Below are 22,387 nucleotides of genomic sequence, written 5' to 3'. Positions count from 1 at the left end.
GTTCTGCCGAGTTGTCGGTGCATTAACCCGACCTCTCAACTTCCACCCATCTGCTCTGAGGATTGCTCGCGTCCTCTTGCCTTCGGGGTTCCCCTTCACCGCTTCCCTTGGATGGCCGAGCCGCACAAACCAATGCGGCCATGATGTTTTTCGAGGCCAGTTCGTCCCTATCCCATGTCTGGTGGCAACTTGGGCAGTAGAGCTTCCTCTCTGCCAGAGCCATGACGCGGGAGCCACACTTGGGGCAGTTTCGGGAGGTACCTCTTGGGTTGACGTAAGAGATGGGTATGCATTCCCACCTTGCCTTGTATTCGATTTGCCTCTGGACCTCATGGAAAGTCCAGCTATTCATTCGACCTCTGAAAGCGGTTCCCTGTCCATTTCCCTTTCGGTAGAGATTGCGAATCCCTTTCAATTTCTCCATGACGATTCCGAGCTTGTCCTCTTTTGCGTGTTGGACTATCGCCTTCGAGACTCGATGAATCGCTTGGGTCGTCCTGTTCCTCTCCCGCCTCCCATATTTCGCATAGAGCTTCTGCCCGACGCGGTTGTCCTGTCGCGTCTTTCGCCCAATCCGCGCCCTGATTACCCGATAGACCTCTTTGACCTCCGCTACCTCAGAGGTATCGTAGACCTTCGTATTCCCGAGGGTGTCTGATGCCGTGACATTCCTCTCATTCACATCGATGCCGACATTTCCCAGAGGCTCAATTTCGGCAATCTCTTTCGAGAAGGCGATACTGATTGTGTGCGCGGTAATTGTAATCGAACCTCTCTTGAGTGTCTGGTCGTCGATGAAAGAGAGTTGATAGTCAGAGGCTTGGAGGGTGAGGTAGATGAACTGTCTAGGCTTGTTAGGAATTCTCAAGATGAGATGGTTGAGTAGATACGACTGGTTGTCCAACTTGAGGAACGCGCGCTTTACGCAAGGGTTCGACTTTCTGTCTTTGTTCCGATATGCTGAGAAGGCGACCTCGCAGGCAGAGAGAACGTAGTGGGTGTGGAGGCCGTATTCCCTGAGACGAGGGTAGGCAAGCTCAATCAGTTCGAACCTGCTCCCGACCTTCTCACCATCATGTTCTCTCTCATGCTTGAGGGCGATTCTGAGTGCATCGTTGCACATCAGGCGGAAATCTTCGAAGAGAGAATCGAGTTCGTGCGAGGCTACGTACCCGAACTGAATTGCCTTGACTGCACGCATGGAGGGCGAAGCTTCCAAGCCACTTAAGCACCACGCCCCACCAGCTTGACAAATTTGAAATGTGGAACAATCGTCCATTATCCATAAATATAATGAAACAGGCGATTCGCATTCAATGTCCGCAAGCGAAGCACAGCACCAAGAACCAGCACCTCAGGAACCACAGGCACGCGACCCAAACACGATCTTCATCGGCAAGAAGCCTGTGATGAACTACGTCCTTGCCTGTCTGACCACCCTGCAGAACGGTTCGGGGGGAGTCAGCGTAAAGGCAAGGGGCAGGGCAATCTCGAAGGCAGTGGACGTTGCTCAGATACTGACGAAGCGGTTCGCGACAGACATCGCGATCAAGAAGATAGCCATCAACACTGAGCAGGTCAAGAGCATAGAGACGGGCGCGATGAACAACGTCTCCTCGATCGAGATAAGGCTCGAGAAGTAGTCCCTTCGAGTCTCACAGGCGGCGACAGCCACACCTTCCGAGAGGATGCTCCGATTTTACTCAACGATTTTTTTATTTATGGGCTCGCCGCGGGCAGCTTTCGGCTTGGCCCTACGCCTTCCCATCTGCAACTTCGATGCGAAGACGGGAATCCTTTGCCCGAAATGCGAGTCCAAGCTCAAGGCCGGGGAGATAACCCCCGCCGACGTCGAGGCCTCGAAGGCGCTTATCCGAATTGCTGAGAGGGTAGCCGAGGTCAACAGGTTGACCCTGAGAAGGAGCTTCGAGGTAGGGGGAGATTACGTGCTGGAGTTCGAGGGCTCGGACCTGCAGGTGCTGAGGGGCAACGAAGCAATCCGCTCTGAGCTCGAGGGGGCGATGAAAGGAAAAGTTTGGTTGGTAGGTGCGGGCAGCTCGGACAGGAAGTTCCTCGAGGACATCTTCTTCCCGGTGAGGGTCCTGACTGTCAACACGGTCTGGCTGACCGACGGAGGGAAGAGGACCAAGGTGATAGTCCCGGGGAGGCGGAGTGAGCGCTCAATCGGCGACTTCGACAAGCTGAGGGCGATAGTCAGGAAGGCGCGGGGAATCGACCTGCTTGTCGAGACCGAGAGAGAAGCGAGCCTCTGGCAGGGCTCCTAGGGCACAAGTCGTTCCGGGTCCCTCGGGAAGAGCACGGCCTCCTTTATGCTCTCGAGTCTGAGAAGCTTCGCAACGAACCTCTCGATGCCGAAGGAGTACCCCCCGTGGGGCGGAACGCCGTACCTGAAAGGCTCCGTGAACCACCTGAGGCCATCCGCGTCCATCCCCTTCTCCTTGATTTGGGCCAATATCCTGTCGTGCCTGTGCTCCCTCTGGCCTCCCGAGGAGAGTTCCAGACTGCCGAAGAACAAGTCTGTGGACCTTGCGAACTCTGGCTCCTCGTCCACTTTCATTATGTAGAATGGTTTGGGCGAGGACGGAAACCTGTTCACGAAGAAGAACTCGGAACCGAACTCCTCCTTCGCGTAGGCTGACAGTACGTCCTTCCCCTCCTCGTCGAGGTCCTCTCCCCTTGGCAGCTTCTTCCCTCTAGCCGCAAGGATCTCGTAGACTTCAGGGAAGGGCAGCTCGGGGAAAGGGGTCTTTGGCACCTCTAACTCCAGGTTGATGACCTTGAGCTCCTCAGAGCAAGCCTTCCTCACGGACTCGACGGCGTGGACGACCATCCGCTCCTCTACGCGCATGACGTCCCTTTCGTCGCCGATGAAGGCCATCTCAGGGGCTATGGTCCTGTGTTCGCTGAGGTGCCTCGGCGTACGGGAAAGCTCTGCCCTCCAGTTGGGGCCGAGGTCGTAGATCCTGTCGAACCCGCCTGCAATGGTGAGCTGCCTGTGCAGCTGCGGGTCCTGCCGAAGATAGGCTGGCGTACCATAGTAGTCCAGCTTGAAGACCTCCGACCCACCCTCCGAGAGTCCGCCGAGGATGCTTGGAGTGAACGCCCTGATGAAGCCCCTCTCGCGCAGGAATGCCTCCATGGAGGCGACGACTTCGTTTTCAATCTTGAAGACGGCCGATGTCTGAGGCCTTCTCATCTCGAGCGAGCGCCATAGGAGTCTCGTCTCCAGGTTTGCCGGAGTGACTCCTCGCGGGTCGAGCGGAAGGGGCGCGGCAGCCTTGCTCACCACGACCACTCTGGAGGGGACTATCTCGAAGCCGAGCCTTGCCGCCTTGCTCTCCTTCACCTTTCCCTCGCAGGTTATCACGTCCTCCTGGTGGAGCCCGGCCACGAGGCCGAAGAGCTCCTCCCCAGCCTCCTTCTTCGGAACTGCAATCTGAACTATGCCCTTTGAATTTCGAAGGAGAACGAAGGTGATCCCGCCAAGCGCCCTGACGTCGTGGACCCAGCCGGCCAGCGTCACCGTCTTGCCAATGCTTGCCTTCAGCTCGGGGAGCGAGAGGAGTTCGTGCACTGCGCCGCCCATCCCTCGCGTCCGATTAATAGCTTAGCGCGAGAGGCGTTTCAAAGGCACCTGGACCTGCGTTCGCGCCCAGGCGCGTTTGCTCTTCCAGGGATTGCCCCTGTAGACTTCGCGGTAACGACCTCCCTGTTTGTACTTGCCCTCCTTCCTTCTCCATCGGACCCACCCCTCGAGGCCGCAGTAGATGAGTTCAGGCGAGACCTCCGCAGGATTGAAAGTTATGGAGACGGCCGTTGTGGCAGGCAGAACCTTCAGTGACATTCCCTTCTCCCCCTTCAGAGCCTTCCTGCCTTTCACCTCGATGCCGACCTCCCACTTGCGTCTCTTGCTCGGCACGTCGGGGCCGTCGAGCTCTCTGAAGAACCACGACCCAGTCTTCAAGCCGAGGCGCCTCGCCCACACAGCTATCTTCGCGAACTCGGCCTGGAGTTTCCTGTCTCCCGGCCACCCGCCCACGAGGGTCCTCGTGGCGACCCTGTACCGTGGCGCCCGGCCCACAACGAAGTCTACTGCCATTCTCGAACAAGGCTGGATAGAGCCCGCGTCTTATATCCTTGAAGGAGTGCTGGCGAGCGACTAGAGGGCGGCGAAACTCTGGCTCCAGCGGTTGTAGGCCTGCGCCAGCTCTGCGGACACGCTCGGCCGCCTGGCTCGCATCACGTCCTTGAAGTCAGCCATGGTGATCAGCCTCGTCTGAGTTTCCTTTTCCAGGGCTCTCCCGCTCTCGAAGAGTTCCCTGACTACCTTCAACTGCACACCCTGGCAGATGTCCTTGATGTCGCTGCCCGAGTAGCCCTCGCTTATCCTTGCTAGCATCTCGAGGTCAACGTCCTCTGCGAGTGTCAGCGGGGCTGTGTAGTTCCTGAATTGGGACATCCTAGCCTCGTTGTCCGGGAGCGGGACGAAGATCCTCTTCTGGAAGCGACGGAGGAACGGTGGGTCGAGCGACCACGGCTTGTTTGTGGCCCCGATGACGTAAAGGTGCAGGTTCTTCCCCTTGTCGTTGAGGCCGTCGGTCTCCTTTAGGAACTGGTCCCTCACCCTTGCCTCTCCCCCGACCTCCTGACTCCTTGTCCCTATGAGGGAGTCGATCTCGTCGACGAAGATCACCACCGGCTTGTTGTCAGCGAGCATCTTCCTCGCATTCACGAAGAGCTTGGCGACGTTCTTCTCACCTTCACCCAGCCACTTGCTCATGATGGATGCGGCGTCTACAGAGATGAAGTAGCCGTCTACCTCCGCCGCTGTCGCCGCGGCGATCATCGTCTTACCGCAGCCGGGAGGCCCGTAGAGGAGGAGGCCCCTGGGCCAGCCTAGCATGAACAGGTCGGGCCTTAGAAATGGGAACACGATCGATTCCCTTATCGCCTGCTTGCAGTCCTCGAGGCCCACGACGTCGTCCCACTTCACGTCGGGCTTCTCCGTTATCACGAGGTCGCTGAACGACGCCTTGAGCTGCTGGACGACCTCCGGGCCTCTGGTCCCCTCGCCGCCCGACGCCGGACCGCCGGCGCTTAGCTGGGGCCCGAACCCCGACTGCTGCGGTTGGTCCTGAGGGAGAATCCCGTGGGCTGCCTGAATCGCCTTCACCCGCTCCTGGTAGGCCATCGCGCGTTCTGTGTACTGCCTGTTCAGACGATAGTCAGGGTAGAGGTGGACTAGCTTCACGAGTGTTGAGATTGCTTTCTGGTACATCTGGATGGCCATGCCGTGCGCGCCCTGGGAGTCGAGCCGAATCGCTTCGCTGGCGTACTTCTTCGCATCGTCTTCCAGTTCCTTCGCAGCAACAACGCTCACTGCTGGGCGCCCTCCTGCTGCGTGACCCTGACCTTGCCCTCTGAGAGCAACTTGAGCATCGCCTGCTCCACCTCGTCGGAGGGTATCTTCAGGACCGACGATACGTCCGTGATGTCAACGTTCCCGTCGTGAATCGCGGCATACTGGAGGACCTGGGCCTCGGCTTCCGGGTCGTCTGTCGGCGCGTACAGGACTCCGAGCGGAGGCGCGGACCCGCCTTCGTCGTCCCCAGAGGACAGAAGAGCGACCCTCCTCTCGAGCTCATCAGCGTCCTGCCCGATTCTGAATGTCGGCGCTCCCAGATTCCGTTTCATCTCCTCGGCTCTCTGCTCCGCGAGCCTCTTCGCCTGCTCGACCAGCTCCTCTCCGCTCTCGGTCTGTATGTTCAGTGATATGGTGGGCGAAACGTTGCCCATCTCCGCCATCGTCTCGGTCAGTGTGTTGTTGATCTCGTTCGAAGCCTGGTCGAGGGACGGAACGAGGCCTTGGACCGTCTTGTTGACCCTCCGGAGTATCTTGAAGGCCATGCTCATGTGCGCCATCACGTCGCCCACGTCCACTATGCTCTCCAGCCTGAGCGTCACCTGGGTGAGAGCGAGTTCGCTTGCGTAGACCACCTTCCCGACCTTCCTCAGTTCGGCCCACTCGTTCGCGTAGACCATGGCCTTGGGCGTGTCCTTGGCTATCATCGCCCTCACAGTGGTGTCGAAGAGGGACTTCCTGCGAGCCTCGAGCTTGGAGCGCAGGTTCTCCAGCTCTCTCTTGTGAAGCTCTATCTCCTTTATCGTGGAGGCTATCTTCGGCTTCACAGTATCGTCCTTTCTAAGGTGGATGAACCTCAATGCCTCTCGAACCGACAAGTACGGTCTTTCTCGCAACTTTCCGAATAATCACCAGCTAGGTCAACATCATCGCTACTAAGGTGTGAACACTTTCTCTGCGCCGCAGGCCGGTAAAAGGAAGAATCTGGAAGTACTCGGAGACGTTGGTGACCATCCTTCTCTCGACCAGCTCGGCGAGCATCCACGGATTCTTGTATACGAATATTCCCAGCCTGTCGAATTCGTCGTGGTAGTCCTTGAAGGGCAAGGTGGTGAGCAGCCTTGGGTCGCCCACCCACATCCCCTGTATCGCGAGGAGGACGTGGGGCGTATTGACCAGGGAATCGATGCTCTTGATTCTCTCCCCCGACCTCTTGAACCAGTCCCTGCGGAGCTCAGGTCTGTCGTACTCGCTGTCGTCGATGAGGCTGGTCTTGGGGGTCTTAATCTGTTCTGCTGCGAAGTTCATGGCGTTCTTCAGGGCCACCAGCGCAGGGGAGTAGTTGACGCGCTGGAAGAGGAACTGGACCCAGGCGAAACTAGGCGACGCGGCCTCGATTGAATGAACAAGCTCTCCGATGAGCTGCTGTGACTGAGGAAAACGGGGCATGGACATCACGTTGGCGTTGATCAGGGAGACGTTGAAGAACCGGACTTCGGCTGTCCCGGCCGCCCTCTTCTCTTTCATGGCGACTTTTCTCCTCCTCCCTCCCGGACCGCCAAGGCGTTGTGCTTCTCCCCTGAATGACGCTTCGCCTGTTCGAGGTGCCTGACCCTTGTTCCGCGGCGCGGGTAGGGTAGGAAATCCCTGTAGGGTTTGTAGGATAATGGTCCGAAATTCCTGACGAGAACGAGGAAGAGTGGGAAGGCTGCGGCCACCCGAAGCGCAATCAGTGCGTACCACGTGAACGGGAAGGGGATTATTGCCCAGAGTCCGCTTGTGACGCCGCATGCAAGGATCGCCAGCCAAGTCCAACGTCCAGGGTCGTCGGCTGGCATCTTGACGCTTCCATCGATAAGGCCGAGGTGCCTGCAGACCGACCACCATTCGGCCTGGTTCGCGTGGTCCCGCAGGGGACTCCTAATCCTAGACAGGTCGTGGCGGTAGGCCACGACGTACATCGCAACCAGCCAAGGGAGAGGGGTGTAGCCGAAGAGCCAGCTGATGTCGCTCATCGAGCGCTGAGCGTCCAGCCGCTAATAACGGGCCTACTCGGCCGGCGTTGGGTGTTGGGTGCCGGGCGGGCCGAACTGGTCCTCGAAGGCCTTTCGCGCCCTCCTCACCTCCTCGACGAAGTTCAGACCGTCTCCCCATCGGAATCGCCCTGCGAAATGATCCCTGTAGAAGCGCTTCAATATCCTGCCTTCGACGAGGGTCGCTCCAACGGGATTGAAGAGCACAGAGAGAAAATCGTCGAAGTCGGCGGGCCTACTTGCGCAGTCACGCAACGAGACTCCGTTCATGCTCAGTCGGTAGACCGTCGACGCGAACCCGCTCAGCCCGAGTACCTCCTTCAGGGTGGATTCACAGGCTGAGGCCATCGCAGCCTCGAACTCGGTCATGGAAAGTCTGCGTTGAATGGTTCTTAACGCTAGGAGGAGTAGACATCCGCCGAAATCAGGGCGTGTCCCGCCGAGTCGAAAAACAGATCGTATGCTCCCGGAGCTGTGGCGGTGAACTGGTAGTGGTACACCCCAGACACGGACTCTGATCGCATCACAACTCCTTGGAACACTATGGAGAGGGTTACGGCGGCTCCGGTGGAGTTGACCTCGCCGCTTATCGTTTCACCCTGCTTCATCTGCGCCTTAATCGTATAGGGGTCCCTTCCGTTGAGTTGGAACTGAACAGGAGCGAGTAGCGCAACATGGTTTTGGTCAGGAGCGGCCGAACCACCTCCCAAAATTACCGAGCAGAGTATGGACGACGCCAACAGGACTGAGAAGGCCAAACGGCAACTCTCTTTCGTGCCAAGTCACTGGTTCATGCCGAAATCCGCAGTTATTGTACTGTGGGCTTTGGTCGAAACTGTAGTTGATGCTGAAGATGATGGTGCCAACCGGAGACACAGTCGGGCCTGCCGCTCTTTTTCTGCCCGCCTTTTTGTGTTCCTTTCCCAAACTCTGTAGTCAGGGAGCCCCCAGGTTCGAAATAGTGACCGACCTCCCTGAGCGCTGTGAACGTCCCTGCTCGAGCGTTTCCTCAGCGCTTTCAGTATGGCTTCCCCTTGGGAAATGGATGAACGCGCCGTGGAACCACCGCGAGTGGTTCCGGAACTTCTGGACCTGGACATGTCTCATCCCGCTCAGCAGTAAAGCATCAACCTCGTGTGGTTGTCCAACGTGGCAGAAGCTCTTCTGAGGAATCCGTACTACCACGGTCTGGGAATTCTGACACTTCTCATCACGCCGTCGATGAGTGGAGGCGGCTCATCGACACATCTTTGAAGATACTCGAACATCCAAGTTTGATAAGAAGCGACTCATAACGTGGACTTGGCCGAGGGCTGCATTCAATCCTACCATTGAAGTGGCCCGAATATTCTAACGAGCCATGATTGGAATCTCTTAGCTCGGTCTGCCAGTGTCTGCCGGTAGTTACGCCGTTAAGTCTTGGCTGCAAGGGTCCCATTTGTGTCAAGTCTGGGATAGTAGTTCAACACTCTGGATACCCTGTGGAAACCCCACTGCCTGGAACTTTGCTGGCCAGGTCGGCCATGCGCGCAAAAAGAGCGGTTTCAGCCCCCGAAATTCGGGGGTGCCGAAGCGTGGTTTGAGACGAAGACCCAAGCCGCGAACTACGCAGGCACGGAGTAGCGAAAGACTGCCGAGGAGGTCGCCGCGGGCGCTCCAAGAGTCGCAACTGTGTCGTACAGAAAAACTGTGACCGTGTAGGTGCCAACTATCCAGGCTGTACTTCCCCCCGCTGTGAAGTTATGTGAGTAGACCCCAACAGCTCCGTTGCCACTTACTTGGGCTGATGCAAAAGCCACCAGTGTGTTTGACGGATTAATGACCAGTATGAATACGGCAGTGCCGGAGGAGTTGCCAGACGCGGTAATGACGTTCCCCGATACGACAAACATCTGATTGCTTCCTAAGTTGGAGGGAGAGACCGCCACACTGACATTGTCCTTAGAAGGACTCGCGGCAATGGTCAGCGTGCGTGTCGAGGTCAGTGTCGTTGTCGCGGTGTTTAACGTTGCAGTTGTGGTGAACGTCACAGTCATCGGAGGAGCGTGCTGAAGTGAGCTTACTTGCGATGAAAGATTGGACAGGCTTCTTTCTTGTCCCGCTACCACGCTTGACGTGTTCAGGTAAGATGCCCCGAAGGCCGCAGAAATCACAACCAGAATCGCCACGCTTGCGATCAGCCCTTTGGTCACGGTGTCCATGATATCAACTGGTCATTCATTTCGTGTGATTGGAAGCATAGCCAACATGAGTGCTGCAATCACAATCACCGTCGCCGCTGAGAAGGCATTCCTCATGTTGGAGGAAGACACGCGGATGAATATATCCATTCAGGAAGCTCCTTCCGTCGCTCATGTTAGATTCCCTTCGAAAGGTCGGTTCAGTGTAAATATAAGGACTTGGGTGATAACATGAATAGTTAGTACTAATATATGTATTTCTACCGTCCTGCGTCTAATGGCTTCAGTGGTATGTTTCTGAGCTTCAGCTTCGCGGCATCCTGTATGCACAATGCTTCACCTCCACAACCTGCCAAACGAGAAACATGGACGATTTCCATCGCCTCTCTGGCTGAAGATGGTTTGTCTGTTGCCCCTTCTTGGGTTGGCTCATGTCCTCGCGTATATCGCGTTCCGCCTCGCTCCTATAGTTCGATAGGCTCGACCTCGATCAAGAGCTGCCTGACCTTCCTGAGCTCGATCTGGAACAATCAAGCGGCCGGAATACCTCGATGTAATCCCTGTTGCTGGACTGGAATTCATAGTTCCGCAAGAATGGAAATAAGAAAAAGGAGAGGATTAGCGCCCTACCTAGTAAGACGCGCCCTCGGTGCTAGATTCCGTCCCTGCTGGCAGGCTGGTTGGTACCTCAGGGAACCTCTCCTTCATGCGCTGCTCGGCCACCGCGGAAGCTTCCGCTAGGATGCGCTCCGCGTCCTCGTTGGCAGCCTCGAAGTTCAGTGAGTATCCGCCCACAGTGCCTGCGTCGACAAGGATGCTGCTTAGCAGACCAGAGATCTCGCCTATCTCGCTCTCCGCCTCAGGCAGTACGCCCACCAAGCCTTGCTTGACGTTGCGCATTACTGCCATGGCTGGGGTCAATGTGACGACAATGTCGCCGAGTTCGGTGATTGTGTTGAGTCTGAGCACTATCTGTTCGAGAGCAAGTTTGGCCTGGGTGACCATCTTGTTCATCTTCCTGACCTCGGCCAGCTCGTTCGCGTAGACTGAGGCGTGCTGCGAGTCGTGCTTCTGGAGCGACCCCACGACCTTGTTGAAGATCGCGTTGTCTCTCTCTCTGAGTTTGGAGGATGTAGAGTCCAGTTTTGCTACCTGGACCTGGATTTGGCGTGTGGCTAGGTCGAGCCTCGGTTTGAGAGGACCAGGATTCCTTACGGTTTCCTTGACCTTCGTCCCGAAACTCTGGTTGTTCTGCTTGTCCCACTTTCCTGCGAATGCAGACATTAGATTCGAGATTTCATGTGCGCTGAGACAATGTTATAGAGGGTGGTAAAATTAAGTTCACAACCGAATGAACTATTGGTCTTTGGCTCAGGAGCGCCGGTGGGAGGATCTCGTGACGAGAAAGCTATAGAGGGGAACTGTCGCGGAAGCAATCAGATGCTCAGGGTTGCTTTCGTCTCAGATATTCACTCGAACCTTGAAGCACTTGACAGTGTGCTGGGGGAGCTGAGAGGGGAGGAAGTCGTTTGCCTCGGGGACGTGGTGGGCTATGGCAGCAATCCGAACGAAGTGATTGAGACGCTGAGGGAAACAGGGGCGAGAACGGTTCTCGGCAATCATGACAGCGCCGTTCTCACCGGCGACACTTCGATGTTCAACGCAAGGGCGGCGATGGCCGCAAGATGGACGGAGGCCCAGCTGACCCCTGAGAGCAAAGAGTTTCTGAAGGCGCTGCCCAAAGAGATCAGGGTTGATTTTGGGGGCGTCAGGACGTACCTCACCCACGGCAGCCCCGACGACAACCTATGGGAGTACGTTGACCCGTCGACCCATCTGGACCTGTTCGGCCACTACCTGAGCAAGCTAGGTGTCAGGCTGATCGGCTTTGGACACACGCACGTCCCTTACGTCTGGAGCGGTGAGAACGGGACCGTCTTCAACCCGGGGTCGGTGGGGCAGCCAAGGGACATGGACAGAAGGGCATCCTTCGCAGTGGCGACTTTCGACAGGGGCTCGGTGGATGTGGAGCAGCGCAGGGTTGAGTACGATTACAAAGGGGCAGCAGAGAAGATCGTGAAGGCTGGCCTCCCCGCGTCGCTCGCTCAGAGGCTTTCTCTTGGCATCTGAAAGGTGGCTCTGTTAGGTTGTCGGGTGGTCAGCCTTCTCCTAGTCTGATGGTGATGACGACTTCTCAAGTTTAGCGTCCAGCTAATTTACCCGAGCACGGCAAAGGGCTTTTTTGCCTTGATGTGTGAGCTGTGATAGCTGAAAGGATATTTTCCAATGTTCGAATCCGAAACGTGTTCGATTTGCACATCTCGAAATCCGGCGCTCTTGAGTAACCTCTCGTAGTCCGAATCCGTTAGAGCCCCCGCGATACAAGCCGACCAGGAATCCATGTCTTTCCTTGCACTATCGGGGATATCCTTCTGAAGAGTGACGTCCGCGACGGCAAAGATTCCGCCTCCCTTTAGCACGCGAAAAGAGTCCCTAAAGACGGCCAGCTTGTCAGGCGAGAGATTGATCACGCAGTTTGAAATGACGTAGTCCACGCTGTTGGATTCAATTGGCAGGTGCTCGATCTCTCCAAGCCTGAACTCCGCATTCGCGTACTTGCTTCCATACTTCGACTTCGTCTCCCTCGCTCTCCAGATCATCTCAGGCGTAGCATCGACGCCTATCGCTCTCCCTTTCGCGCCGACCATCGACGAAGCTCTGAAGATGTCTATCCCGCCGCCGCTTCCGAGGTCGAGTACTACATCACCTTCCTTCGGGCTTACCAAAAGAAGAGGAGAACCACACCCGGCGTTGACCGAGGAAGCTTCGATTGGAACGACCTCGCCATGGGACATTACGGTTGAATCGTTACAACTACCATCTCCACCACAGCATTCCGACTGGGAAGACGTCGCCATCTTGGCGTATCTCTCCTTGACGGCCTTCCTGATTTCAAGCTCAGACATGCTCTTACCTTGGGAATCGGGAGCTATTTATTGACTCAGTTCCTCGCTTAGGCACTGCTAACTTGTCGGGACACGATGATGAATTCCCAAGTGTAGTGTCCACCAAACTTACCAGAGCAGCCTGAGAGGTTATGGTTAAAATAGAGGCAGGGGAGAGCGAACGGAGCGTTGAGTGATTACAAAATTAGCGAGACGCACTAGCCGCAGAAGTAGACTCAGCGCAGACTACGACTGGAAGCAAATCGAACCGAAGGTCAGGGACTTCTATGCGAAACCACGCGTTCGAGCTAGTCTTCAGAAAAGGCTCGCCAAGGCCAAGCCCGTAGGTTACGTGGAGGGTCCGCCGACCCTCAACAACCAGCCTCACATGGGGCACGTGAGGGGCCGCGTCATCAAGGACCTGTGGTACCGGTACAGCACGATGAATGGAGTGAGGATAGTCTTCCGTGGAGGATGGGACACGCAGGGACTGCCCGTTGAGCTGCAGGCAGAGAAGGAGCTCGGGCTGACCGGGAACAAGTGGGACAACCTAAGGCAGGTAGGCATGGAGAAGCTTGTCGAAGCCTGCAAGGGCCTGATTGGGAAGTACCGTCCGACTTGGGAGGAGGCGGACAGGCTCATCGGTCTGATGCTCGACCAGAAGAAGGCCTACATGACCTACAGGGACGACTACATAGAAAGGGAATGGAAGTACCTCAAGATTGCCTGGGGAAAGGGGCTGCTCGGAGAAGGGTACAAGGTGGTCGCCTACTGCCCGAGCTGCCTGACTGCATTGAGCCACGCTGAGGTGGCGCTGGGCGGATACGAACAGCTCGAGGACCCGAGCCTATACTACAAGGTGAAGGCTGGGGACGGCTCCTTCCTGGTCATCTGGACGACGATGCCCTTCACAGTGGTGACCGACGAGCTTGTCGCGGTCAAGCCTGATGCCGACTACGAGTACGTCGGGGTGGGCGCGGAGACCTGGGTCGTGTGCTCGGAAAGGAAGGATCAGATGGCGAAGGAACTCGGGGTCCAGTTCGGAGAGACTCGAAAGATGGTCAAGGGCAAAGAATTGGCGGGAATCAAGTATACCCATCCTCTGCTCGACGAGATTCCAGGACTGAACACACCCGAGTATGTCGGCAAAGTGCACAAGGTCGTGGCGGAGGACTTCGTGGACACGACCACCGGCACAGGCCTCGTCCATCTCTCACCAGCAAACGGCGAGGACGATTTCGCGGCGGCGCAGAAGATTGGGATTCAGGTCTTCGCCCCATTCGACGACCAAGTGAGGTTCACGCAGGATGCCGGCAAGTTCAGCGGGCTCTTCGCCAGGGACGCGGACGAGAAGGTCGTGTCGGAGCTGGGGGATAGGGGGGCGCTGGTCTACGCGGGGAAGCTCACCCACGACTACCCTGTCTGCTGGAGGTCAGGGCACAGGATCGTATGGCTGGCCAGGAGGGAGTACTTCTACTGGATCGACAGGGTCAGGGACCAGCTCATCCGCGCGGCGGAGAAGGTCGAGTACTACTTCGAAGCGCCCAGGAACAGGTTCCTAGAGTCGATCCGCGATTCGCCGCCTTGGGGGATAACCAGGGAGCGGGTCTGGGGGACCCCGCTACCAATCTGGGTCTGCAAGGATTGCGGCGAGAAGGTGCCAGCCTTCTCGCGGAGGAGAATCCTGAAACTGGCCAGGGAGCTCCCTGACGGACCGAACTTCGAGCTGCACAGGCCGTGGGTGGACCGGGTCGTGCTCAGCTGTCCGAGCTGCGGAGGCGACGCAGTCAGGGAGCCGTTCGTGCTCGACGCCTGGCACAACAGCGGATCAGCCCCGTACTCTGCGTTCACGGACAGGGAGTACCGCCAACTCATCCCCGCGAAGCACCTGACCGAGGGGATAGACCAGACCAGGGCCTGGGCCTACACGCTGCTCGTGCTGAACGTCCTGATGACGGGCAGGCCACAGGCGCCCTACAAGGCGTTCCTGTTCCAAGGGCACGTGCTGGACGACCAGGGGAGGAAAATGAGCAAGAGTCTGGGCAATACGATATGGGGGCTGGACCTTCTTCGGTCGAAGTCGGTGGACCTCTCTAGGTTCTACCTCATTCGGAAGAGCGCCCCAGAAGACTCGCTGAGCATGGACATGAAGGAGATGGAGGCGAGGCCATACCAGGTGCTCAACACGTTGTACCACTTGCACGTCTACCTCACACAGAACGGGGAACTGGACGGCTACGACCCGGAAAGGCACACCGTTGCTTGGGCGAAGAGGAGCGGACTACTGACCACAGTCGACAGGTGGCTGCTGACGAAGCTCTCAAGGGCAGAGAAGGAGGTTCCGGCTGCGTACGAAAGGACTCGCTACAACGAAGTCTGCAAAGCACTCGAGGCGCTGGTGATCTCCCACGTCAGCCAGACCTACGTCAGGCTTGTGCGCGGAGAACTTTGGAAGGACGACCCGAAGGAAAGGAAGAGGAGACTCGCAATATACGCCACGCTGGGCCACGTACTGAGAAGGGCGGACATCATGCTGCACCCCGTCATCCCATTCGTCACTGAGTACCTCTACCAGCAGTCATTCTCTGGAAGGCGCAAGTGGCTCTCACCACTTCTGACAGAGGAGTTCCTAGAGCCGGCGCGGGTGGGTACAAGCCCGACGGCTGAAGCGTCTGTCGAGTTTGCTCTTGCAGCGGAGGAGGCGTCGAACTCCGCCAGAACGAAGGCCAGACTGAAGAGGCGCTGGCCCCTGAGGAGGATGAGCGTGCTTGTCTCAAGGCGAACTGTCGGGAAGGCGAGAGGTGCTAGGAGACTGACATGCTCTCTGTGCAACGTAAAGGAAGTGAATGTCACCTCCTCGGTCAAAGATTTCCCCGCCTCGTTCGAGCTCGTACCGAACGCGTCTCGTGTCGGAGCCCTCTTCAAGGAGAGGACGAGGGAGATCCTGGCCAGCCTGAAGCCTCTGACGGGCCAGGCTGCGCTATCCGTCTACCTGTCTGGAAAGCCCTTGGCCGTGGAGACGACTGCGGGGAAGGCCGAAGTGCCGACTGCCGCTTTGGAGCTGGTCGTCAAACCCGCCGACGGGTTCGAGGTGGGCGAGAGCACAGGTGTCTTCGTGGCCATCGACAAGACGAGGGACGAGGGGCTCGTCGCAGAGGGCCTCGTGAGGGACGTTGCCCGGAGGCTGCAGGCGCTCAGGAAGGTGAGGGGATACTCGCCCACGGCTGTCCTGAACACGGCGTCCGTCGCCGGGTTGGAGAAGGAGGAGCTGAATCTCCTGGAGCCCATGCAGAAGGAACTTGCCTTCCTGGTCAGGGTGCGGTCCGTCCGGCTGCTCGGGACTGCAGAGAAGGACGCCAAGTGGGCCGAGGAGGACCTGGACGGGAAGCCGGTCTACCTGGACGTAAGCTAGAGTAACCTACGGGCCAGTCGAGTGAACCATCTGAGCCATGAAGGCAACAGGACCTCGATGAAATCAACGTCCGCTAGGCTGAAAGCCTTGAGCCACCTCATCACTCCAAGGTAGAAGACGAGCCCGACAGGCATCATGACGGCCGCTGCCACAACTGTCTCGACCCTTCCGAAGGCGAACATCATTTCCGCGGAATCCAGGGCGACGAAGACGAACACCGCCATGATTCCCGAGGCGGCGATGGACTTCAGGTACGCAGCCACGTCAAGCACCAACATGCGCCTCCTCCTGACGAAGTAGGCGACGGACCCCAGCATGATGAAGAGCATCGCAGACCGCCCGAGAGCAATCCCCATCAGCCCCAGCGCAGGCACTGTCAGCACTGCTACGACCACCAGGCCGACCAAGGCGGCAAGGCTGCTGACCGTGAAATGGTGCGCCCTATCGTCGACGAGAAGGCTGGAAGAATAGACTGAGGTAATCGCAGTGAGCGCTATCGACAAGGAGATCGCGGCCATCAATGGAGCTGCCGAAACGTAGGCGTCCCCGAAGACCCTCAGCAGGAAGGGCGAGACAGCAGCAAGTCCAAAACCCATAGGCGCAGCCGTCAGGGTGACGTACCGAGTGTAGGTCCGAAGCGTCGCTCTCTTCTGCTCGTCCAGCGACCCTTGACCGCTGAGCGCCGGGACTAGGACGTTCGTGGCTGCGTTCGGAGCAAAGGAAGCAACAGCCGCCCCTACCGCCGCTATGTTGTAGAGGGCCAGGTTCCCCAGCCCTTGCTGGAAGAAGGCAAGGAGCTTGTCGGTCTGCGAGACCGCGAATCCCATGGCCGCGGCGAAGAAAACCGACGTCATGTACGCGAACACCGGCTTCAAGCTCGCGCCTTCGATGCGGGCGTGCTCCACCACCCTGTAAGAATAGAAGTTTGCGAGCGCGGCCATGACCGCGTCGCCGACCGCGAAGCCCATGAAAACGCCAGCGGGGCCGAAACCGAGAACAAGAAGCGCTGACGCGAAGACGTAACGGATGACGGCAGATGCGACCATCAACTTCCCTGCAGAAGTAGCCCTCCCCGCCCCCAGCATGGAATAGCCGCCTAATTGGGCGAAGGAGTAGAATACGGCGTCCACACTGGCGAAGAATACGACGTTCGTCTCGTTCGGCCCTGCGACCAGGCTAGCGATGGATGGAGACGAGATTACAAACGCGGCAGCGAGGGAGAGCACAGAACAGACACCAACTGCGAGGAGGTACACCCTCCTGGCCGGACCTTGACCAGTGATGTACTGCGAGATGAATCTGGTCACCGCAGGAGGCGTGGCACTGACGCCGGAGCCGCTCAGAGGGAGTGCGAGGACGGCGAGCGTGGCGACGCCGACGACTACCACGTTGAGGAGCGAGACGAGGCCCACTGCCTGAAGCGAGATGTAGTTTGTCAGGAGGACGAGGTAGAGCGTGTTGAGAACGAGCGTCATTACTGTGGCTGCGTATAGTGCCGCCGCCCCCCTGGCAACGGTCGTTGCTGTTTGCATCGGTTACACTCTTCGCGCCCGTGGAGAGCACTATTTAATCGGACGAGAAGTCTGCGAGGGAGCTCTGATAGGGATTCAGCGTCCTCGCTGAAAAGCCGAGCTTCCTGAGGTCCTTGGCAAATTCCTGAGCGAACCCGTGCGTAGTGTATACTACTTCGGGGGAGACTTCGTCGACGAGCTTGAGGAGCTCCGGGTAGTCGCAGTGGTCACTCAGCGGGAATGCGTAGTCAGCTCCGAGCGAACGGGCGTACCCTCCATCCATAGCCCAGCCGCTGAATGCCACGAGGACAGCCCCGTACCTTTTCTTCAGGTGTGCCAGCATCTTGCTCCTTCCATGGGAGAGGGGAGCGACCATCAGCCACGGCCCGAGCGGCAAAGAGTCGGAGTCCTTGTCAGGCTCGAAACGGCTTCCCTCCCTTAGAGGAACTCCATGCCTCCTGTGGATGTCGTTCATCCTAGCGACCGATTCGTGGAAGAAAAGCGGTTCCCAGGTCGAGAAGAAGTAGCTGAGGAGCTGGGCTTTGCCCAATGGGTAACCCATCAGCACAACAGGCTTGCCCCTGTGGTACATCTCGCCGATCAGCCCGTTCACCTCCTTCACGAGCTTTGCTGTCGAAGGAAAGACGTACTCGGGGCTACCGTACGTCGTCTCCATTATGAGTAGCCTCGCCCGCTTCGCCACGCACTTGCCAAGGAACGCGCGCTCCCTGCCAGAGGCGTCACCTGTGTAGTAGACCTCGTCTTCGATTCTGATTGCCCTGGAGCCGAGTATGTGGCCGGAATCGAGAAGCTGGACTCCCTCGAGGGCCTTGATCGTGTCACCAAGGTCAAATCCCCTGGCCGCAGCCAGTTCCTTGGTCTCGTCAGACGTAATGACCGTCTCCAACTTGGAGGCGTTGTGCATGTGGTCTACGTGCGCATGGGAGACGAATGTGTAGTCCGCGCGGGCTGGCCCCTTGGGGTCGAGCACGTACCTCCTCTCCCCGAAGTCAACCTGTATGCCGATGTGCGATGATACACGGGCCCCGCCCAAGATGCGGCTCCGCCTCCGGTTCCGATTATTAACCTGTCGAGAGTCTGAACGCCCTCCATTCACCCGGTCCGAGGGCGATGTCGAAGGACATCGACGGAAGAATCTTCAGAGTCCCCGCCTTCTGCCACGAACCTGACGAGGGGTCCAGCTCATGAAGGCCGATCGACAGGCGCTTTGATAGCTCCGGGTCTCGTGGCCTGAAGACGACCTTGGTCCTCAGGGCGCTTTCGGAACCGTTCCCAGTGCAGATTACCTGACCGGGCCCATGGAAGGTAATCGCAGCGAGACGAGCATCCTCTGGGTGGGCTGCCTCCGAGCCCGAGAACTTCCACCCGTTCTCTGCGCGAAGCTCCGCCCCGCTGGCGAATGCGTAGGTCTTTCCTCCCGCCCTCCCGACGAACGCTGATGTCCTCTTCCCAGTCCAGAGGTTGCTCGCAAGAACCCACTTCAGACTGGAGGAGACGCTTGGGTTGAGGGTGACCCCCTCGAGGCCGACGGAGAGGCCAAGCTCCCCCAGGACGAGAGACTCGACGAACCTAGAGGCGGCGACTGGGTCGCACCCCCGACCGTGGGCCTCCCGCCTCTCGACGTCCAGCCAGTAGGGGAGGTCACCAGGTGCGCCACCGAACTTGACTATGTCCGACGAGGCGAGCCTCCCAACGGCCTCCAGTTCGAGACTGCCTGTACCTCCGAACCCCGACTCGTAAGCGAGTACTGCATGCGCCAGGGCTCCCCTCGTCCAATAGCCACCGAGTTGACCGTCGCCGTAGCTGCCGTTGAAACTGATCCTGTTCGAGGTCGGGATGGTCCTCGGTCCGTACCCCCCCTCGAAGTCCCTCTCCAGGAGCCTGTGCGTCAGCGAAGCGGAGACAGCCCTGTCGAACAGATACCTGTAACAAGCGACCGCTTGGTCAACTGTCTCGTCCGCGTGGAGCTTCCCTGCCTCGTCCAAGTTCAATGCGAGGGCGCCGCGGTCGTCGAGCAGCCGCTTCTTGACTGATGAGCTGATAATGACCGATCGTTCCTTGAACTTCGCAGAGTCCTGAGCTTTCCCGATTCGCGAGGCCAGTGAGGCCGCCTGGGAGAGCCCTCCAGCGACCGCCAGCGACACCTCGGCAAGCTCGCCGGTCGGATAGCCCCGTCCGATCCTTCTCCTCCATCCCTGAGGAAGAGAGCCGTCGAGGCCGACTACGCCGTCAACCGAACGCGCCACGAGGAAGTTTGCCGCCCTCCTGAGCATTGGAAAGATGGCTCGCATGTACTTCTTGTCCCCGCTCATTGCCGCAAAGCGCGAAGCACCGTCGAGAAAGACAGAAGTCTCGAGGACGCCTGGTTTCCAAGGGTCAAGGGAGTGTGGCAGAGAGCCGTCCCCGTTCATGATTGCCCTCGCCGACTCGATGATTGTCTTTGAAGCTCCCGGATTCAGTGGGGCGAGTCCCTTGAGCGTCTCGAACCTGTCGAGAAGGTCGTCCTCATACTCTGCGCCTTCAAGCCCCGCCTTGGCCCAAGCGGACCCAGAGGTCACCGCCCCCGACGAGGTTGCGACCGAGGGGCCGTCGGACGCTTGCTTTGCTGGGGCAGCGAAGAGCGCGCCGAAGTCAGAGAGAGCTGCCTCAAGCTTGTTCGGGTTGTACAGCGACACGAACACAATATCTACGCTGGCTGCTGCCTGTAGTTCGAACTCGTGATCGGCGAGCACGAGCACCTGCCCGGACATCCCTGCACTAGACTCCGGCAGCGCTCCAGACTGAAGGAATCCCTGCGCCTTGTTCCTGTCCGTCGTCATGTAGAAGCGGCTGGGCGGCGGCTGCGCGCCCACCACCCTGGCAGCGGGCGGTTCCGCGAACTCGTCCATCGCGACGTGGCTCGACCGGTTGAAGGCATTCACCGCTGCAGCTCCCCAACCGTAGGTGCGGTCTCTGAAGTGGGCTGTGGTCGGGTCTTGGAGGTGAATGACCCTCACCCTCACTCCAGACGACCCCGAATTCCGGATTGTCACCTTCCTGGAGTACCCGAGAGTCGGTGCCGGGAGCAGCCGAATGGACTGTGAGACTTCGACAGAATCGAGTACGTGAGAGGAGAAGGACGCTTCGTCGGGCGTAGCGGTCACTCTCGACTCCTGTTTCTGCGATTGCACCAGGAGGCCCGCCTGGGTTTTGTAGAAGTGGAGTTCGTCCCTGCCGAAGAGGAGCCTCCGTTCCGCCGAGGACTCGAGATAGCGCACCGACCCGTCTGGGTCCAGCGAGAGCCTTAGAGCGCCGCTTCTGAGCACTACCGGCGCCCTCAGGGCGGACGCTCGGTGCTCGATACTACGCACGGGACGCGGGTCTAGGGCTGCTCCCATCTGAGCTAAGGTGGAATTGTCGGCTAATATCACCGTGGCTTGCGAATCTTGAGCACGGGTGTCCCATCAGTTAACCCGCGGACCTGCGTTTCCAGACCGTGCCTGAGGGGGTGTCCTCGAGGACTATGCCCTTTTCGAGGAGTTCCGCCCTGATTCTGTCCGATTCGGCGTAATCTTTCCTCCTCCTCGCTTCCTCCCTCTCGGCTATCAGTTCGGCGACCCCTGGAGGCACCGCATCCTCCTTGAAGTTCAAGACGCCCAGCACCGAGTTCACGCGTTCAAGTGATTTGACAATCTTCGCAGCCTCTTGGCGGCCCAGACCGCCGCTGTCGATCAGGCCGTTGACCTCCTTCAGGAACGCGAAGACTGCGGCCAGGGCAGCCGGCGTGTTGAGGTCGTCGTCCATCGCCCTCGTGAACTGCGAAAGCAGCCTCGAAGCAAGCCCGCTGCCTCCCGACCCCGCCTTCATAGACCTCAGCCTCGAGATGAACTCTTGGAGCCTTTTACGCTGTGCCGCCGCCTGATCTAGGCTCGTATCTGTGAGGTCGATTCCGTCCCTGTACCTCGATGATATGAGGAAGAGCCTGACGGTCATTGGTTGGACACCCCTTTGCAGGAGGTCCCGAAGGTAGACCACGTTACCGATGGACTTGTGCATCTCCTCGCCCCGAATGTTGAGGAACTCGGAGTGCAGCCAGAATCGGACGAACCTCTTCCCAGTTGCAGCCTCGGACTGCGCGATCTCGTTCTCGTGATGCGGGAACTTGTTGTCCATCCCTCCGGTGTGGATGTCAAAGGAGCTCCCGAGGTACTTCATAGACATCGCCGAGCACTCGATGCTCCATCCCGGCCTTCCCTTTCCCAGCTCGGTCTCCCAGTAGACCTCGCCGTCGTCCTCGTCCCAAGCCTTCCAGAGCGCGAAGTCGTTCGCCTCCTCCTTCTCGTAGTGGTCCTGGGCGACGCGCGCTCCGGCCTTCAGCTCGGAAGGTCTGATGCCTGACAGCCTCCCGTATCTCTTGAACTTCGAGATGTCGAAGTAGGTCGAGCCGTCCTCCGCCCTGTACGCGAAGCCCTTCCTCATCAGCTTCTTGACGAGCGCCACCATCTCGTTGATGTGTTCTGTCGCGCGGGGGTAGAGTTCCGCGGGCTCGACGTTGAGGAGTTTCAGGCCCTCCATGAACGCCTTCTCGTAGAAGTCTGTCAGCTCTTCTCTTGTCTTGTGGAATTCCTTCATCCCCTTGATGATATTGTCTTCAACATCAGTTATGTTCATGACCTGCTTGACCCTGAAACCCTTGAACTTCAGGTATCGGCGCAGAATGTCCTCGAAGACGAACGTTCTGTAGTTCCCGATGTGCGGGTAGTTCCAGACTGTCGGCCCGCAGGTGTACATCCTGACGACGCGGCCCCTAATCGGCCGGAAGGTCTGCACCTTTCGCCCCATGCTGTTGTAGAGCCTGAAGACCAACGCGCACTATCACATACCAGACTGAATGGTCGAAATAAAAAGGAAAGGGAGAGAAAG

General features: G+C 58.4%; 20 protein-coding genes. 4 read left to right on the top strand and 16 right to left on the bottom strand.

The genetic code is table 11. From position 1 onward, the window contains the following. Nucleotides 1-22: 22 nt before the first annotated feature. The gene (locus tag LYZ69_03170) at nt 23-1,201 is read right to left on the bottom strand and encodes a transposase (protein MDV3277452.1); all 1,179 of its coding nucleotides are present in this window, start codon (nt 1,199-1,201) and stop codon (nt 23-25) included. 115 nt (nt 1,202-1,316) lie between these two features. Here LYZ69_03170 and albA point away from each other — a divergent pair, with 115 nt between their 5' ends. After that, a complete protein-coding gene (albA, locus tag LYZ69_03165; GenBank protein ID MDV3277451.1) occupies nt 1,317-1,643 on the top strand; it encodes a DNA-binding protein Alba in 327 nt (108 codons plus the stop codon). Between the two features lie 105 nt (nt 1,644-1,748). Further along, nucleotides 1,749-2,285 carry a hypothetical protein gene (locus LYZ69_03160; GenBank protein MDV3277450.1) on the top strand — a complete coding sequence of 179 codons (537 nt, stop codon included), beginning with the start codon at nt 1,749-1,751 and terminating at the stop codon, nt 2,283-2,285. Here LYZ69_03160 and aspS read toward each other — a convergent pair. The 10 genes from aspS to LYZ69_03110 form a co-directional block, all read right to left on the bottom strand. Next, nucleotides 2,282-3,595 carry an aspartate--tRNA(Asn) ligase gene (aspS, locus tag LYZ69_03155; GenBank protein MDV3277449.1) on the bottom strand — a complete coding sequence of 438 codons (1,314 nt, stop codon included), beginning with the start codon at nt 3,593-3,595 and terminating at the stop codon, nt 2,282-2,284. The two genes, LYZ69_03160 and aspS, sit on opposite strands and share 4 nt — an antisense overlap. Before the next feature lie 33 nt (nt 3,596-3,628). Further along, entirely contained in the window at nt 3,629-4,120 is a 492-nt protein-coding gene (locus tag LYZ69_03150) for a hypothetical protein (protein MDV3277448.1), read from the bottom strand. A gap of 60 nt (nt 4,121-4,180) precedes the next feature. Further along, the gene (locus tag LYZ69_03145) at nt 4,181-5,401 is read right to left on the bottom strand and encodes an AAA family ATPase (GenBank protein MDV3277447.1); all 1,221 of its coding nucleotides are present in this window, start codon (nt 5,399-5,401) and stop codon (nt 4,181-4,183) included. Then, complete coding sequence (locus LYZ69_03140) at nt 5,398-6,261, bottom strand: hypothetical protein (protein MDV3277446.1); 864 nt, start codon at nt 6,259-6,261, stop codon at nt 5,398-5,400. The genes LYZ69_03145 and LYZ69_03140 overlap by 4 nt, the downstream gene beginning before the upstream one ends. A gap of 37 nt (nt 6,262-6,298) precedes the next feature. Beyond that, a complete protein-coding gene (locus LYZ69_03135) occupies nt 6,299-6,910 on the bottom strand; it encodes a hypothetical protein (GenBank protein MDV3277445.1) in 612 nt (203 codons plus the stop codon). Next, on the bottom strand, nt 6,907-7,398 hold the full coding sequence (locus tag LYZ69_03130) for a hypothetical protein (protein MDV3277444.1): 492 nt from the start codon (nt 7,396-7,398) through the stop codon (nt 6,907-6,909). Before LYZ69_03130 ends, LYZ69_03135 begins: the two co-directional genes overlap by 4 nt. A gap of 33 nt (nt 7,399-7,431) precedes the next feature. Next, a complete protein-coding gene (locus tag LYZ69_03125; GenBank protein ID MDV3277443.1) occupies nt 7,432-7,785 on the bottom strand; it encodes a hypothetical protein in 354 nt (117 codons plus the stop codon). Between the two features lie 29 nt (nt 7,786-7,814). After that, entirely contained in the window at nt 7,815-8,174 is a 360-nt protein-coding gene (locus LYZ69_03120; protein MDV3277442.1) for a hypothetical protein, read from the bottom strand. Between the two features lie 846 nt (nt 8,175-9,020). Then, the gene (locus LYZ69_03115) at nt 9,021-9,308 is read right to left on the bottom strand and encodes a hypothetical protein (GenBank protein ID MDV3277441.1); all 288 of its coding nucleotides are present in this window, start codon (nt 9,306-9,308) and stop codon (nt 9,021-9,023) included. Nucleotides 9,309-10,226: 918 nt separating this feature from the next. Then, nucleotides 10,227-10,880, bottom strand: a complete 654-nt coding sequence (locus LYZ69_03110; protein ID MDV3277440.1) for a Snf7 family protein — start codon at nt 10,878-10,880, stop codon at nt 10,227-10,229. 156 nt (nt 10,881-11,036) lie between these two features. Here LYZ69_03110 and LYZ69_03105 point away from each other — a divergent pair, with 156 nt between their 5' ends. Continuing rightward, a complete protein-coding gene (locus LYZ69_03105; GenBank protein ID MDV3277439.1) occupies nt 11,037-11,726 on the top strand; it encodes a metallophosphatase family protein in 690 nt (229 codons plus the stop codon). 86 nt (nt 11,727-11,812) lie between these two features. Here the strand turns inward: LYZ69_03105 and LYZ69_03100 are convergent, their stop codons facing one another. Then, a complete protein-coding gene (locus LYZ69_03100) occupies nt 11,813-12,562 on the bottom strand; it encodes a methyltransferase domain-containing protein (protein ID MDV3277438.1) in 750 nt (249 codons plus the stop codon). 172 nt (nt 12,563-12,734) lie between these two features. Between LYZ69_03100 and LYZ69_03095 the strand changes: the two genes are divergently transcribed. Continuing rightward, a complete protein-coding gene (locus tag LYZ69_03095) occupies nt 12,735-15,953 on the top strand; it encodes a class I tRNA ligase family protein (protein MDV3277437.1) in 3,219 nt (1,072 codons plus the stop codon). On the opposite strand, the gene LYZ69_03090 is transcribed toward LYZ69_03095, so the two are convergent. From LYZ69_03090 to cysS, 4 genes are all read right to left on the bottom strand, one after another. Beyond that, nucleotides 15,950-17,485 (bottom strand): polysaccharide biosynthesis C-terminal domain-containing protein, encoded by a 1,536-nt coding sequence (locus LYZ69_03090; GenBank protein ID MDV3277436.1) that lies wholly within the window; start codon nt 17,483-17,485, stop codon nt 15,950-15,952. The genes LYZ69_03095 and LYZ69_03090 overlap by 4 nt on opposite strands. 34 nt (nt 17,486-17,519) lie before the next feature. Beyond that, nucleotides 17,520-18,518, bottom strand: coding sequence for a hypothetical protein (locus LYZ69_03085; GenBank protein MDV3277435.1), 999 nt, complete (start codon nt 18,516-18,518; stop codon nt 17,520-17,522). 28 nt (nt 18,519-18,546) lie between these two features. Further along, a complete protein-coding gene (locus LYZ69_03080; protein MDV3277434.1) occupies nt 18,547-20,835 on the bottom strand; it encodes a hypothetical protein in 2,289 nt (762 codons plus the stop codon). Nucleotides 20,836-20,932: 97 nt separating this feature from the next. Beyond that, nucleotides 20,933-22,330 (bottom strand): cysteine--tRNA ligase, encoded by a 1,398-nt coding sequence (gene cysS, locus LYZ69_03075; GenBank protein MDV3277433.1) that lies wholly within the window; start codon nt 22,328-22,330, stop codon nt 20,933-20,935. Nucleotides 22,331-22,387 lie beyond the last annotated feature (57 nt).

The sequence above is a fragment of the Nitrososphaerales archaeon genome, from assembly GCA_032906765.1.
In the GTDB taxonomy this organism is placed as follows: domain Archaea; phylum Thermoproteota; class Nitrososphaeria; order Nitrososphaerales; family Gagatemarchaeaceae; genus DASPPF01.
Note: the sequence above shows the minus strand (reverse complement) of the source record. Positions and strands in the feature narration are given on the sequence as shown.

Bases quoted from the DNA above. Each gene is read 5' to 3' on its own strand.
- LYZ69_03100 (MDV3277438.1), bottom strand. From the start codon at position 12,562: ATGTCTGAGCTTGAAATCAGGAAGGCCGTCAAGGAGAGATACGCCAAG.
- LYZ69_03090 (MDV3277436.1), bottom strand. From the start codon at position 17,485: ATGCAAACAGCAACGACCGTTGCCAGGGGGGCGGCGGCACTATACGCA.
- LYZ69_03110 (MDV3277440.1), bottom strand. From the start codon at position 10,880: ATGTCTGCATTCGCAGGAAAGTGGGACAAGCAGAACAACCAGAGTTTC.
- LYZ69_03130 (MDV3277444.1), bottom strand. From the start codon at position 7,398: ATGAGCGACATCAGCTGGCTCTTCGGCTACACCCCTCTCCCTTGGCTG.
- LYZ69_03135 (MDV3277445.1), bottom strand. From the start codon at position 6,910: ATGAAAGAGAAGAGGGCGGCCGGGACAGCCGAAGTCCGGTTCTTCAAC.
- LYZ69_03150 (MDV3277448.1), bottom strand. From the start codon at position 4,120: ATGGCAGTAGACTTCGTTGTGGGCCGGGCGCCACGGTACAGGGTCGCC.
- LYZ69_03105 (MDV3277439.1), top strand. From the start codon at position 11,037: ATGCTCAGGGTTGCTTTCGTCTCAGATATTCACTCGAACCTTGAAGCA.
- LYZ69_03170 (MDV3277452.1), bottom strand. From the start codon at position 1,201: ATGCGTGCAGTCAAGGCAATTCAGTTCGGGTACGTAGCCTCGCACGAA.
- LYZ69_03125 (MDV3277443.1), bottom strand. From the start codon at position 7,785: ATGACCGAGTTCGAGGCTGCGATGGCCTCAGCCTGTGAATCCACCCTG.
- albA (MDV3277451.1), top strand. From the start codon at position 1,317: ATGTCCGCAAGCGAAGCACAGCACCAAGAACCAGCACCTCAGGAACCA.
- LYZ69_03115 (MDV3277441.1), bottom strand. From the start codon at position 9,308: ATGTTTGTCGTATCGGGGAACGTCATTACCGCGTCTGGCAACTCCTCC.